The sequence below is a fragment of the Nocardia brasiliensis IFM 10847 genome (assembly GCF_000710915.1).
In the GTDB taxonomy this organism is placed as follows: Bacteria; Actinomycetota; Actinomycetes; order Mycobacteriales; family Mycobacteriaceae; genus Nocardia; species Nocardia brasiliensis_A.
In genome coordinates this window covers 103,641-116,298 of the sequence record NZ_BAUA01000046.1, presented here as the reverse complement: position 1 = coordinate 116,298, position 12,658 = coordinate 103,641, and the positions used below count along the sequence as shown (strand labels likewise).

At 65.8% G+C, this 12,658-nt stretch carries 15 protein-coding genes, 2 tRNA genes and 1 pseudogene; 9 read left to right on the top strand and 9 right to left on the bottom strand.

What is annotated here, in order from left to right:
• Positions 1–40: 40 nt before the first annotated feature.
• Positions 41–688 (bottom strand): hypothetical protein, encoded by a 648-nt coding sequence (locus NBRGI_RS46290; RefSeq protein ID WP_081877986.1) that lies wholly within the window; start codon positions 686–688, stop codon positions 41–43.
• 725 nt (positions 689–1,413) lie between these two features.
• Between NBRGI_RS46290 and NBRGI_RS10130 the strand changes: the two genes are divergently transcribed.
• Positions 1,414–1,815 carry a hypothetical protein gene (locus NBRGI_RS10130; protein ID WP_029894820.1) on the top strand — a complete coding sequence of 134 codons (402 nt, stop codon included), beginning with the start codon at positions 1,414–1,416 and terminating at the stop codon, positions 1,813–1,815.
• A gap of 135 nt (positions 1,816–1,950) precedes the next feature.
• On the opposite strand, the gene NBRGI_RS10125 is transcribed toward NBRGI_RS10130, so the two are convergent.
• On the bottom strand, positions 1,951–2,367 hold the full coding sequence (locus NBRGI_RS10125) for a hypothetical protein (protein ID WP_148310764.1): 417 nt from the start codon (positions 2,365–2,367) through the stop codon (positions 1,951–1,953).
• Between the two features lie 157 nt (positions 2,368–2,524).
• Between NBRGI_RS10125 and NBRGI_RS10120 the strand changes: the two genes are divergently transcribed.
• The 3 genes from NBRGI_RS10120 to NBRGI_RS10110 are packed head-to-tail and all read left to right on the top strand — an operon-like array spanning position 2,525 to position 3,680.
• Positions 2,525–2,938, top strand: coding sequence for a phage holin family protein (locus NBRGI_RS10120; protein ID WP_029894816.1), 414 nt, complete (start codon positions 2,525–2,527; stop codon positions 2,936–2,938).
• Entirely contained in the window at positions 2,935–3,426 is a 492-nt protein-coding gene (locus tag NBRGI_RS45075) for a DUF3618 domain-containing protein (protein WP_051727637.1), read from the top strand. The genes NBRGI_RS10120 and NBRGI_RS45075 overlap by 4 nt, the downstream gene beginning before the upstream one ends.
• Positions 3,423–3,680, top strand: coding sequence for a DUF4235 domain-containing protein (locus NBRGI_RS10110; RefSeq protein WP_014981019.1), 258 nt, complete (start codon positions 3,423–3,425; stop codon positions 3,678–3,680). The genes NBRGI_RS45075 and NBRGI_RS10110 overlap by 4 nt, the downstream gene beginning before the upstream one ends.
• Before the next feature lie 33 nt (positions 3,681–3,713).
• Here the strand turns inward: NBRGI_RS10110 and NBRGI_RS47365 are convergent, their stop codons facing one another.
• From NBRGI_RS47365 to NBRGI_RS10080, 5 genes are all read right to left on the bottom strand, one after another.
• Complete coding sequence (locus NBRGI_RS47365; RefSeq protein WP_148310763.1) at positions 3,714–4,100, bottom strand: hypothetical protein; 387 nt, start codon at positions 4,098–4,100, stop codon at positions 3,714–3,716.
• Positions 4,101–4,225: 125 nt separating this feature from the next.
• Positions 4,226–4,660: a hypothetical protein gene (locus tag NBRGI_RS10095; RefSeq protein ID WP_148310762.1), complete on the bottom strand. Its 435-nt coding sequence runs from the start codon at positions 4,658–4,660 to the stop codon at positions 4,226–4,228.
• 357 nt (positions 4,661–5,017) lie between these two features.
• Positions 5,018–5,090, bottom strand: a tRNA-Arg gene (locus NBRGI_RS10090).
• Positions 5,091–5,125: 35 nt separating this feature from the next.
• Positions 5,126–5,215: transfer RNA gene (locus NBRGI_RS10085), tRNA-Ser, on the bottom strand.
• Positions 5,216–5,306: 91 nt separating this feature from the next.
• The gene (locus tag NBRGI_RS10080; RefSeq protein WP_029894806.1) at positions 5,307–6,032 is read right to left on the bottom strand and encodes a dienelactone hydrolase family protein; all 726 of its coding nucleotides are present in this window, start codon (positions 6,030–6,032) and stop codon (positions 5,307–5,309) included.
• 141 nt (positions 6,033–6,173) lie between these two features.
• Between NBRGI_RS10080 and hisC the strand changes: the two genes are divergently transcribed.
• Entirely contained in the window at positions 6,174–7,253 is a 1,080-nt protein-coding gene (hisC, locus tag NBRGI_RS10075; RefSeq protein WP_029894805.1) for a histidinol-phosphate transaminase, read from the top strand.
• On the opposite strand, the gene NBRGI_RS10070 is transcribed toward hisC, so the two are convergent.
• Positions 7,250–8,320 carry an alpha/beta hydrolase gene (locus tag NBRGI_RS10070; RefSeq protein WP_029894803.1) on the bottom strand — a complete coding sequence of 357 codons (1,071 nt, stop codon included), beginning with the start codon at positions 8,318–8,320 and terminating at the stop codon, positions 7,250–7,252. The genes hisC and NBRGI_RS10070 overlap by 4 nt on opposite strands.
• A gap of 565 nt (positions 8,321–8,885) precedes the next feature.
• Here NBRGI_RS10070 and NBRGI_RS10065 point away from each other — a divergent pair.
• From NBRGI_RS10065 to NBRGI_RS10050, 4 genes and pseudogenes are all read left to right on the top strand, one after another.
• The gene (locus NBRGI_RS10065; protein ID WP_148310766.1) at positions 8,886–9,965 is read left to right on the top strand and encodes a nitric oxide synthase oxygenase; all 1,080 of its coding nucleotides are present in this window, start codon (positions 8,886–8,888) and stop codon (positions 9,963–9,965) included.
• Between the two features lie 15 nt (positions 9,966–9,980).
• Positions 9,981–10,253 (top strand): annotated as a pseudogene (locus NBRGI_RS10060) (DoxX family protein); the annotation flags it as partial.
• Positions 10,254–10,351: 98 nt separating this feature from the next.
• Positions 10,352–10,726, top strand: a complete 375-nt coding sequence (locus NBRGI_RS10055; protein WP_029894797.1) for a hypothetical protein — start codon at positions 10,352–10,354, stop codon at positions 10,724–10,726.
• 82 nt (positions 10,727–10,808) lie between these two features.
• On the top strand, positions 10,809–11,795 hold the full coding sequence (locus NBRGI_RS10050) for a Gfo/Idh/MocA family protein (RefSeq protein ID WP_029894795.1): 987 nt from the start codon (positions 10,809–10,811) through the stop codon (positions 11,793–11,795).
• Between the two features lie 80 nt (positions 11,796–11,875).
• Here the strand turns inward: NBRGI_RS10050 and NBRGI_RS10045 are convergent, their stop codons facing one another.
• Complete coding sequence (locus NBRGI_RS10045; RefSeq protein WP_029894793.1) at positions 11,876–12,607, bottom strand: maleylpyruvate isomerase family mycothiol-dependent enzyme; 732 nt, start codon at positions 12,605–12,607, stop codon at positions 11,876–11,878.
• Positions 12,608–12,658 lie beyond the last annotated feature (51 nt).

Sequence of the window (12,658 nt, the reverse complement as noted above, 5' to 3'; positions counted from 1 at the left end):
GCGGGGAGGTCTAGGTGTCGGACGGTGTTGAGTTGGCTCCTCAGGGGTTCGTCCGTCGGATTGGTGTCCACGTGTCCCACCAGTCGGTCCAATCCATCTCGACGCGGACGAGGTTAAACGTTGAGGCAATTTCTAGAAAGTGGTCGCCCCATCCCCACCAGTCCACGATTGTGAATGTTCGATCAAACAGGCTGAGGTAATAGCCAGCAGGAATCTGTTGGCCTTTATTCTCGGGCGCAAACACCGCTATGGCAACAAGTCCGAGCGCAGTGAAAGCGGGAAGGCGCAGCTCACCTTCATCGGCCTCCAATATCGACAGCCGGGGATCGTCCGTTCCTCCGCCAGGTGGAGTTAACTCAAACCCGTCCGGCAGATCCTCTCCGTGTCCATGGCAACACCGATGTATTCCGTAGATGACGTCGGCAATGTCCGGTCGCTTGTCGGGGAGGTGTGATTCCACAGCGATCGGGAAACGGGTCTTTGCAAGGTCCACCCCCGGAATCCCTATCATATTCAAGATCTCTAGGTTGTCGCGCACCATCTGCTTGAATCTTGCTGCGACTCCCAGTGCCGGATATCGCTTCTTGCCTGTGCCGTCGACTGCATTACATGCGTGAAGCATGGCTGCATCCCACTCTGCCCGACCCCAAGCGTCGAGCGAATGACGTACCGAATCGCCAACGTTCATCTGCGTCTCTCTTCCGCGGTGCCGACCGCCGCCTTCTGTTGAGCTCGAAAGGGTGAATGTGACGTACGACACATCGAAGACGGGACTGCGGGCGTTACCTGATCGCATGCATGGCAGCCGTTGTGGACAATGCCGACGACTGTGACATGACCGGACGACGTCATAACCACTGTAGGAAGGGTGGGTAAAACAGCTGTTCAGCCTGCGCGCACGTTCCTGGCAAGGGTGGGGGGTCGTTGAGGTGTCACACCGTTGTCACAACTCACCCATACGACCCCGGACACGACGGGACCCCCACGGAAGCGTTTCGGCACTTCACGTAGGGGAGCGGACGTCAGCAGACGACGAGCGGACCTCGGATATTCGACTTGAAAGCGAGCGTCGCGAGAGCGACCGGGGGTTCAAATCCCTCCGTCTCCGCTCAGCGGCCCCGCCGCACCTTCAGCCATCCGAAGGTGCGGCGCGCCACCAAGGGGGAGTTCCATGCGTGACGCGTTGCAGGTCTGGCGGCAGTGAGCGGCCGGCGGCGAGTGCTGTTCGAGACGGTGGTGAACCCGCAGTGGACTCCGGTTCTCACGTCCGCTCCCCTCGAACTGATTCTGGCTGAAGACCTGCCCGACCTTTGCAGTGAGCACGGTCTACCCGCTGTCGAAACGCGTTCTTACACAGTGCGTACCAACGGCCCGGGCTCCGAACTACCGACTGTGCGCTCCTTCCTACGGTCTATGCGCTGGCCATGGCAGCCCCGTGAGTCACGCGGGCCGGACGCGCTGCTTCGATTCGCATGTCCGGCGTGCGAGTACTGCCGCTACGAGGTCAGGAGATTCCGGCGGTTCGCCCTGCTGGCGGTGCTCGCCATCGTCCTTGCTTTCGCCGTGATCGCGGCCGCCCGCCTACTCCACCTCGACCAGCTCTACCTCCCCCTGGCCTTCGCCGTCGTCCCAGGCTGCTTCCCCATTGCCCTGGCCGTCGCCATCGTCACCTGGTCCCGATCCGGGTATTTCGCAGACGTCTGGCTGACAGATTCCGCCGAGCACCTGACCGTCTCCGCGCATCCCGACTTCGCCGACGCAGTAGAACAACGTCGTCTCGACGGGCGTCGCAGGCCTGCTCCGCCCTCTGCGTGATAGTCCCTATCCTTTGACAAGCCAGGCTCTCATCAAACCTTGTCGTGCTAACCCTCGATGAGAAGCTCCGAGATCAAAGGTTGGACCCTTATCCTTTAACGCCGATCGCTCTGATCAAGAGTTCAGAGTTATCTCTCAGCCCTGCTGGCTACGGCTTGCGATGAAGTCGACCAGCGCCTTACGAATGTCGCCGAGTGCAGGGAGGCTCGCGAACGTCGACGGGATGGGCGCGCGGAGAAGCCCTTTGGCCTTCGAGCCCATCTTCGACTCGCCGCTCTCACCAACGGCAGGCTGGACGATCTCCCAGTCACCATCGGCCTTGACGCGCAGTTCATTGGGGTAGCCCAAAGGGACTCGCCATCCGTATCTGGATCGGAACAGTCCTTTCGGGTACTCCCAGTTCGTTTGGACGCCGGTCGTAGTGACCGTGTTCGAGAATTCATCCGCCTGCTCTGCCAGTGCGCACCAAAACCCTCGACCGGCTTCCTCGGTGTCGCGCGCTTCATTGCCGAGTTCGCGCCTACGCCGAGCAGCGTCCTCCGCCATGCTCATGGAGGCCATCATCCCGCAGCTGAGCTCGGCGCACCGCCGGTCATTCGACGGACATTCGAGGGATCGACACCCCGCACAGCGAATCGGGCGGCTTCGAGGTAGGCGAGTTTGCCTCCCCATACCCCGGGTACCCGGCCGTCGACTGGGAGGTCTCACCATGACAGAAACGCATACCGGAGCGCCGGGTGACACCCGGTCCGTGGCAGAGCTGGTCAACGACGCCACCGAGCAGGTGAGCAGGCTGGTGCGGGACGAGCTTCAGCTGGCCCGGCTGGAGGTGCAGCAGAAGGGCAAGATGCTCGGCCGGGGCGCCGGGCTCGCCGGGCTCGGCGCACTGCTCGGCCTCTACGGCGGCGCGGCGCTGGTCGCGGCTGCCGTTTTCGCGTTGGCGATTCCGCTGCCCGGGTGGGCGGCGGCGTTGATCGTCGGCGCGGTGCTGCTGATCGCTGCCGCGCTGTTCGCGGTGCTCGGCAAGAAGGACGTCGAGCGCGCGGTTCCGCCGGTGCCGCAGGAAGCCGCCGCGGGCGTCAAACAGGACATCGAAACCATCAAGCACGGGAGCCACTCATGAGCGACTCGAAGCGCGCCAAGGCCGAGGATCCGATCGTGAGCGGGCCGATCGACGAGGAAGCGCTGCGCCAAGACCGGGACGAGACGAGAGAGCAACTGGGCCAAACGGTTTCGGAGCTCACCGACAAACTCGACGTCAAAGCGCGGACCAAGGACAAGTTGCACGATACCGCCGACAACGCCCGCGCGAAGGCGGCCTCGGTGGCCGACAACGCGAAGACCGCCGCGGCTGAAAAGACCGCGCAGGCAGAGGAACTCGTGGCCCGCAAGGCGTCGGAGGCGAAGGAGGTCGCCGGCATCGCCGCGGACCAGGCCAAGAACGAGGCCCGCCGATTGGCGGACCGGGCCGAGGCCGCGACTCCCGATTCCGTGGTCTCCGGTGGCAGGCAAGCGGCCGGCTTCGCCCGGCGTCAGCCCGTTCCGGTCGCCGTGGCGGCGGCGTTCGCGGCAGTGCTGGTGTGGTGGATCGTGCGGAGGCGGCAGGCGTGAAAACTCTCTACAAGCCGCTAGGCATGCTGGTGAGCATAGTTGGCGGACTGGCGGCCAACGCGGCGTTCATCCGGGTGTGGCGCGCCGTGAGCGGCGAGGATCAAGCTCCCACCGCCACCGCGCGCAACCACACCTGGCGTGAAGTGCTGCTCGCCGCCGCCCTGCAAGGCGCGATCTTCGGCTTGGTCAAAGCGGCCATCGATCGCGCGGGCGCCACCGGCTATCAGTCCCTCACCGGTACCTGGCCCGAATAGTCCCGTCCTACAGACCCTTTCGAGGGGTGGGGCTCAGCAACGCCGCCAGTCGATGTAGTGGCTCCACTGCGGATGTGGTGTCCCGCAATCGGCCCACGCGTCGATCACGATGCCGAACTCCATCGGCGCACCCGCGCAGGTGGCGGTCGACGGTGTACCCGGCGCCACCGTCGGCCCCGGTGCCGACCACTGCCCCGGGAAGGGGATCACCACCGGCCCGGCGATCAACGGCATGATGCCCGCGCAGCGCACCCCGGCGCGATGCACCCCGTCTCCGCCCGCACAGTTCGATGTCGCGGCCGTCACGCCACGATCAACCCCGCAACCTTCCGGCGCGGCACTCGCCGCACCGCCGCCGGCCAGCGATAACCCCGCCCCGAGCCCGATCGCCGTCACAATCCCCGCGACCCAGTTCTTCATTCCGCTCCTCCCGATGCAGCTGTGAACGTCCCATTCGCCGGAAGATCGGCAAACCGCAAACTCCCGTTACCGCCGCCGGTGTCCAGACAGCAAACAGCCCCTCCGTCGCGAGGGGCTGTTCGAGTTCAGGGGCGGCGCGAGCAATCCCATGACTGCCCTTGATGCCCCGGGCAGTAGACCTTGATCGTCTTGTAGTCACGCAGTCCGTAGCTACCGTTCGGGCCCTTCGGATCGGTGTAGACGTACTTGGCCTCGAGTTCATACGTGCCCTGCTTGACCGGCATCCATTGCACGGTCGCGGTGCCGTTCGTCGACGTGACCGGCTTCAGGCAGTTGATTATGCGATCGACGTTGTAGCAGAAAGTGGCCGTCCCTTCCATCGCCGGGTCGACCGTGATCGTCAACGCATAGGTCGACCACACGGAGTAGGTGCCATTGTCGGAGGTCATCGTCAGCCGGGCTTCGGCCGCGGCAGCGGTGGGTGCGGCGAGCACGGTGACCGCCGCGGCGACCGCGGCGCCGAGCCCGAACCGGCGCATGCTCGAAATAGCTCTGACCATGGATAGTTCCCCCTGATCTCCCAGTTCTACACAGGCCTGCGGCTGCGCCGCATCCGCCCAGCACGCTATCTGAAACGTGTTCCAGCGGGCGGGGTGAACCGGAAAGACATCGCCGCGGGCAACAGCTGCCATCGGCCTATCCATGACCAATCACGAGACGAAAAGCCTTCGCCCCGAACGCTTCTCGTGACCACGCCACCGGCCTCCGACTACCGCTCCCGAAACCGGAGCAACGAGGGCAAACCGCGCCGAGCCGAGCGCCTTGGAATCCGCACAGTGCGCGACTCGCACCGAGGGTGTGCACGATCGCCCCGACAACAAAACAGCCCCTCCGCGTGGAGGGGCTGTTCCGAATTGTGCGGCTGAAGGGATTCGAACCCCTAACCTTCTGATCCGTAGTCAGATGCTCTATCCGTTGAGCTACAGCCGCATGGGTATTCAGTTGTGTACCCGGTTACCCGGGTGTGGCGGAGGCGAGAGGATTTGAACCTCCGGTCCCCGTGAAGGGACAACTCATTAGCAGTGAGTCCCATTCGGCCGCTCTGGCACGCCTCCTGGAGCCTTCTCTTCGAGGGCACCGGTCCTTTCGAACCGCCGAGCATGAAGGTTACAGGAGCTGCTGTCCAGATCGCAAAACGGCTGGTTATCAGCGTAAGTTGCTGTCGAACCAGTCGAAAATGCGGGTCTGTGAATCGACCAGGGTGCTGTCGTCGTCGACGTCGGGATGGTCGGCCCGGTGCCGCAGTCCCGGATAGCTGACGACCAGGCTGGCGACGGCGGCCCGGCCGGTCGCGTCGCGGAGCCGTTCGACCTCGGCGGGCGGCGTGGCCGGGTCGTCGGCACCGAACAGCCCGAGCCACGGGGCTTGCAGACTCGGAGCTACCCGGACCAGCGCGTCGGCCTGTTCGGTGAGTGGCTCGACGATGCCGGGGGCGGCGACGCTGACGGCGGCGCCGACCGGGCGGTTGGTGGCGACGAGGAACGCGGCGGTGCCCGCGGTGTCGAAGCCGAGCACGCCGATGGTGTCGGGGAAGACGCCGCGCCGGGTCAGCCAGTCGAAGCAGGCGTCGAAGTCGTCGAAGAGTTCGTCGCCGAACACCTCCTGCGCCGGTTCGTGCCCGGTCCGGTGAAAGAGGTTGGGCGCCACCACGGTCCAGCCTTCGGAGGCCAAAGCGCTCATCAGGGCGAGCAGCGCGCCGGTGAACTCGCGGGACTCGTGCAGCATCACGATGCCGCCGCGCGCGTTGCCTTCGGGCTCCACCACGATGATGGGCACCTGGGTGTCGGTGGACGGATGCGCGGGCGCGGCTCTGTGCTCGGGTGCCTGCTCGTCACCGCGTAAAGGGGCAAGGTCGTTGTAAGTGCCCGACATGAAACCAGGGTAGGGCGACTTCGTGCGCTGCGGTAGAAATTGCTGCTGAGAGCCTGTCGGCCGCATATTTTTCGGTACGCAAGCCCGGCTTTGTGCGTGATACCCAGAAGATCCCATGACTTCGCGACATATGGTTGGGGGGTGACAGCGTCAACCCGGCCGGACCTCGATGCGATTCCGGCGTATGTCCCAGGCCGCAGCCATCCCGGCGCGGTCAAACTCGCCAGCAACGAAACCACCTTCGGCCCGCTGCCTTCGGCGGCCAAGGCCATCGCGGAGGCGGCCGAGCTGGCCAACCGGTACCCCGACAACCAGGCCGTCGAATTGCGGGCCGCGCTCGCCGATTTCCTGGATGTCGAGCAGGCCAACATCGCAGTCGGCTGCGGCAGCGTGGCGCTGTGCCAGGAACTGGTGCAGATCACCTGCGACTCCCCCTCCGACGAGGTGCTGTTCGCCTGGCGCTCGTTCGAGGCGTATCCGATCGTCACCAAGGTAGGCAACGCGACCGCCGTGCAGGTGCCGCTCACCCCGGACCTGGTGCACGATCTGGACGCTCTGCACGCGGCGATCACCGAGCGCACCAAACTCATCTTCGTCTGCAACCCGAACAACCCGACCGGTACCGCGGTCGGCCAGGCCGCACTGACCCGCTTCCTCGATTCGGTGCCCGCCCACATCCTGATCGTGCTCGACGAGGCGTATTTCGAGTACATGCGGCTCGCGCCGCAGGATTACCCGAACGGCATCGAACTGGGCCGCACCCGGCCGAATGTCCTTGTACTGCGGACCTTCTCGAAGGCCTATGGGCTCGCCGGCCTGCGCGTGGGCTACGCGGTGGGCGATCCGGCGGTGATCACAGCGCTGAACAAGGTGCACATCCCGTTCAGCGTGAACCGGCTCGCGCAGGCGGCGGCGATCGCCTCGCTGGAGGCGCGGCACGAATTGCTGGACCGCACCGAGGCGCTGGTGCTCGAACGGAATCGGATGCGCGAGGCCCTGCTCGCCGCCGGCTACCAGGTGCCGCCCAGTGAAACGAACTTCGTGTGGTTGCCGCTCGGCGCGCGCAGCGCCGAATACGGTGAGGCGAGCGCGGAGGCGGGTGTGCTGGTGCGTCCCTACGGCACCGATGGCGTGCGGGTCACCACCGGCGACCCGCACGAGAACGATCTGTTCCTCAGCTTCGCCACCGATCCCGCGGTGGTGGCGCGCTTCCTGGGCTAGACCCCGAGCGCGCCCGAGATGACCGGCCACGACCGCACCAACTCGTCGGCCCAGTAGGGCCACGCGTGGGTGCCGGTCGCCCGGAAGTGCGCGGTCACCGGGATGTCGAGGCCGCGCAGCCGATCGGTGAGGCGGCGGGTGCAGACGTTGGTCGCCGCCTCCAGCGGGCCGCCGAAGGTGATCGCGGTGGGCAGGTCGACGTCGGGTTCGCCCGGCACGTCGTGGACGCCGGGCAGGCCGCTGCCCACGGACATGTAGATCGTCTTGCCGCGCAACGCTTCCGCGTGCAACGTGACGTCGTGGTCGAGCCAGGCGGGGTCCTCCTGTGCGCCGAACATGTTGTCCGGCTCGCCTTTATAGGTGGCGACGACTGCCCTGGCTTGGGCCTGACCGAGGTCGGTGCCCATCGAGAAGCAGCCGCTGTGCGCCGCGACCGCCGTGTACAACTGTGGCTGCCGGAACGCCAGCATCATGGCGGCTTCGGCGCCCATCGAGACTCCCATCACCGCATTGCGCCCGTTGCCTTGGAATTTCGCGTCGATCAGCGGCGGCAGCTCGCGGGTCAAGAAGGTCTCCCACTTGTTGGTGCCGAGCACCGGATCCGGTTGCTGCCAATCGGTGTAGAAGCTGGCGGGGCCGCCGACGGTGAGCACGACGTTGACGTCTTTGTCCTCGAAGAACTTGTCGGCGTGGCCCTTTTCGGTCCAGTTGTTGGTGGTTGGATTCGCCTCGCGGCCGTCGAGCATGTAGATGGTGGGTCGCGGGTGCGACGTGTCCCGCGGCAGCAGCACCTGCACCTCGACGGTGCGGCTCATGGCGGGGGAGGCGACGAATACCCGTAGCCACCGGTCATTGATCGGCTCGATCCGGTCGATCCGCGGCCTGGCGGGTCGTTCCGTCGTGGCCGGGGCCGGAGCCGGGCCATCGGAAGAACCGGTACTGGGCTGCTGGGGGTCCCCGGGTTCGGCCCACACCTGCGGAGCGCCGAACGTCGCGGCACCGGAAACCAGTGCCACGCTGACCATGACGCTGGACACCCAGCGCCGCACCCCACGCCGAGACAGCATGCGAACCATCCTGCCAGAAACGCCCGGTTCGCCCCGGAAGCCATAGCGATTGTCGATAATGTGTGACCAGGGCCACGTTTATCGGGTTGTGCCGAGTGTGGCGTTACTGCCAGCGTCTTTGCCCATAGCCGAAGCGCACTGCGCAGGCCAGGTCGCAGCACCGAGGTCGGCGGGGTCGAGTAGGAGTGTCGTCTAGATCACTATGTCAACCAGGCTCGACAGTGTGAATTAATCGCCGACTTGGGCCGACGTGGCAAATCGAGCAAATCCGGGCACACTGCCAGCACACCCGCCGTACGCTACTGTCCGGGCCTTTTCCGGGCGTGAATGAGAGTGGACATGGGTGTGGCTGTGCGGCTGAAGCTATTTCGCGGCATCAGCGTGCCGATCCGTCTGCGCGGACCGCCTGGGTAGGCGGCATCGGCTGCGCGCCTGCGCGAATTCTCCTGCTCGAAATTGTCTGTTTCACCGCAGTACCTATGCCCGACCGGAGAAAACCGTGAACCCTGTGTTACCCGCGTCACCGCTCGAAACCACCGCTGACACACAGCCTTTCAGCAACGATCTGAAGCGCAGGCTGCGTGAGTGCGACGAATTCTTCCGCATGCCCGAGCTGGCGCACCTACCGGCACAGCGCCGCCGCACCGTGCTGCACCACCTGGAACAGACCGGTTGCTATCTGCAAACCGCCGAGGAAATCCTGATCGGAGCCAAGCTCGCGTGGCGTAACCATGCCCGCTGCGTCGGCCGAAAACATTGGCGCTCACTGAAATTGCTCGACGCCCGGCAGGTGCGATCCGCGCGCGACCTGGCCGAGGTCTGCTGGGAGCACCTGCGGGTCGCCACCAACGGCGGTGCCATTCAGTCGATGATCACCGTGGGCCCGCCGCGCCAGGCCGACGGGCGGGAGTTCCGCATCGTCAGCCCGCAGCTCATCCGGTACGCGGGGTACCGCAACGGCGACGGCACGGTCACCGGTGACGCCGCCAACATCACGCTCACCGAGTTCGCGACGAAACTCGGGTGGCGCGGCGCGCGAACACCTTTCGACATTCTGCCGTTGCTGATCAGCACGCCCGACGAACCGATCCGCTGGTTCGACGTCCCGCCCGAACTGGCGCGCGAGGTCGAGTTGGAGCATCCGGAGTTCGAGTGGTTCGCCGGCCTCGGCCTGCGCTGGCACGCGGTCCCCGCCGTCTCCAACATGAATCTCGAAATCGGCGGTGTCACCTATCCGTTCGCCCCGTTCAACGGCTGGTACCTGGGCGCGGAGATCGGCGCGCGCAACCTCAGCGACACCACGCGGTACAACATGCTGCCGCTCATCGCCGAAATGATGTGCCTGGACACCAGATCCGAGCGCAACCTGTGGCGCGATCTGGCTCTCGTCGAGCTCAACCGCGCGGTCCTCTACAGCTTCCGTAAGGCGGGTGTGTACGTTGTCGACCATCACACGGTGGCAAAACAGTTCTGCGATCACGTCGAACGGGAAAAGGCCGCGGGCCGCGCCTGTCCTACCGATTGGAGTTGGATCAACCCACCGCTGTCTTCCGGCCTGACCCCGACTTTCCACCGCTATTACGACCCACCCGATCTCGACATCCGTCCCAATTTCGTCCGCCGCGACTTCAGCGGGGAAGGGTGAGGCGCGCACTCGTTCCGCGCCGCCTGGGTGGTGGACCCGCTGGTGCAATACGGCGTGCCGCAGTCGTGGTGGACCTGGTTGGGCGTCACCAAAGCCGCTGGCGCCGTGGGACTTGTCGCCGGATTGATCTTTCCCGCGATCGGAATCGCCGCTACTATCGGGATCGTGCTCTACTTCGGTGGAGCGGTGATCACCAACATCAAAGCTCGTGCCTATGCGCACATTCCGTTCCCGCTGATGTACATGATCCCCGCGCTGATCGCCACAGGTTTGGGAGCCGCCGTCTGAACACCCCCATCGCTCATCCAGCAAAGCCCCGCTCTCGAAATACTTCGAAGGCGGGGCTTCGCTAGGTTGACGCGGTACCCGTAGAAAAGGAGATTCGAATGACAGGCAGCTGGGTTCGTTTCATCAGTGGGTCCACCTTGCTCGCGGCAGCGGTGGCCTCGGCCATCGTCACCGCTGGTCCCGCGGCCGCGGAACCGCGAGACTGCACGCTCGATCGCACGTTGACCGGCGCGACGGGCTTCTGTCCCGGAGGCGATGGATTCTTCACGGTGGAAGCGGACTGCATCGGCATTTCGATCGGCCGCAACCCGGGGATCGGCCCCTACCGGCAGTCGAGCCAGCGGCACGCATACGCGGGTCCGCACCCGGAAATGGATGCCACCCAGACCCATCCGCACGCCGAATGCAATGAGTTCATTACCGGCCATTTCGGCATCCTGGTCGACGCGCGACTGTACGAAACCTTCCGCTGACCGACGCTACCGTCGCGCTGAACTTTATTTTCCCGTCCCGCACCCGCTTGCCCCGGCCGTTAATGCCGTCCAGGCTGGCGAGATGGTCAACGATTCTCGCATCCGCCTGGGCATCATCGGTCTCGGCGTGATGGGCACCGAGATGCTCGAAGTGTCGCACCGGCATCCGGAGTTCGACGTCGTCGCGGCGGCTGATCCCGACGCGGCGACGGTCGAACGGATTCGCGCGCAGTATCCCGATCTCGCGGTCGGACCTGATCCCGCGGCGCTGGTCGAGGATGAACGGCTGACCGCGATCTATATCGCGGCCCCGCCGAATACGCATGCGTCCTATGCGATCTCGGCCGAGCGCCGAGCGCGACGCCCATGGCGCGCAGCACCCATGAACGCAGGCAAAGCGGTGTTCTCGGAAAAGCCGCTCGCGGCGCGGCTCGCCGACGGCGCGGACATGGTGCGGGTCGCGGCGGAAACCGGTGCGGTGAACGCACTCAATTTCACCTTGTCCGATCGCGCGGCGGCCGTCGCGGTGACGCGAGCCGTGCACAACGGCGAAGCGGGCGAAATCGTCGCTGTGGATATGCGTTTCACGTTTCCGGAATGGCCGCGCGCCTTCCAGCGCGACGCCCGCTGGGTCGCGGGTCGTGAACAGGGCGGACTACTGCGCGAGGTCGGTTCGCACTTTCTCTTCCTGACCGACCGGCTGCTGGGGCCGCTGACGCCGGCGCATACCCGAATCGCCTACGGCGCGGCGGCCGAACTCAGCGCGCACGGGCTGTACACCGCGGGTGCGGTCCCGGTCACGATCACCGGATTGGTCGCGGCCGCGCCGGAAACCTACGAGTGGATCCTCTACGGCACCAAGCGTTCCTATCGGATCACGGACTGGTCCTGCCTCGAGGTCAGCACCGGCGCCGCTTGGCAGGAACACGCCCTGGATGATCCACGGGGTACCGAGCACACGCGCCTGACCGCGTTCGCCGCCGCCATCCGCGGCGAAGCCTCGACCCTCGCGGACTTCGCGGCGGGACTTCGTGTGCAGGAGGCAGTGGAACACTTCCATCGGGCCTGATCGCATGATCACCGGATAACGGTGGCGGCCTCGATCGAGCGGCCGCCGCCACCGTTACCTGGTGATCGCTTGTCCAGCAGCTACTTCCAGTCCGGCAGAGTCGGCAGGTCGCCGGACAGATCACCGCCGGCGGAGCGGCCGAGCAGCCAGGCGGCCAGCGCGGCGGCAGTGCCGGTGATGGTGTCCGACGCAGTGCCGGTGCCGACCAAGCCGACGAAGTCGGTGTCGGTGGCGCGGATCTCGAACGCGGGCGTGGGTGTGGTCGCCGCGGCGGTGAGCCGGTTCATGTCGACCGTGGCCTGCGCCAGAATGCGCGCGACGAACGATGCGGGCCAATCGGCGGGCGAGCACCCGGCATTGAGGTCGACGTGGTGGATCTCCACCTCTTGCAGGCGCATCCAGCGCACCTCGGTGGCCGGAATCGGACGGCCTTGCCGGGTACGCACTTCGGCGTGCCAGGCCGCATCGGTCAGTGAATTCGCCACTGCCGCCCAGCGTTTCGCCGCGGCCTCGTTGTCGGCGAGCTGCGCGTCCAGCGGTCGCGGCGCGCCGGCCTCGATATCGAAGTCGCGCAGGAACATGCTGGCGTACTGCGGGATCTCCACGCCGGTGTGCGCCCACAGCAGCAGGTTGAGCACGCTGTCGGCATTGCGCGCGAGATGGGCGAGCACATGGCCGCGGGTCCAGCCCGGCAGTAGCGACGGGCCGGTCAGGTCGTCGTCGCTCAGCTTGCGGATGGTGTCGAGGAGACGGTCGGTCGCCTCGGCGAGTACGTCGAGTGAAACTGGGGATTGCTCAGCGTCGCTGGTCACAGTTGCGACCCTAGCGACCGCGCTCGCGGCCCGCCGAAAAACAACGGCGGG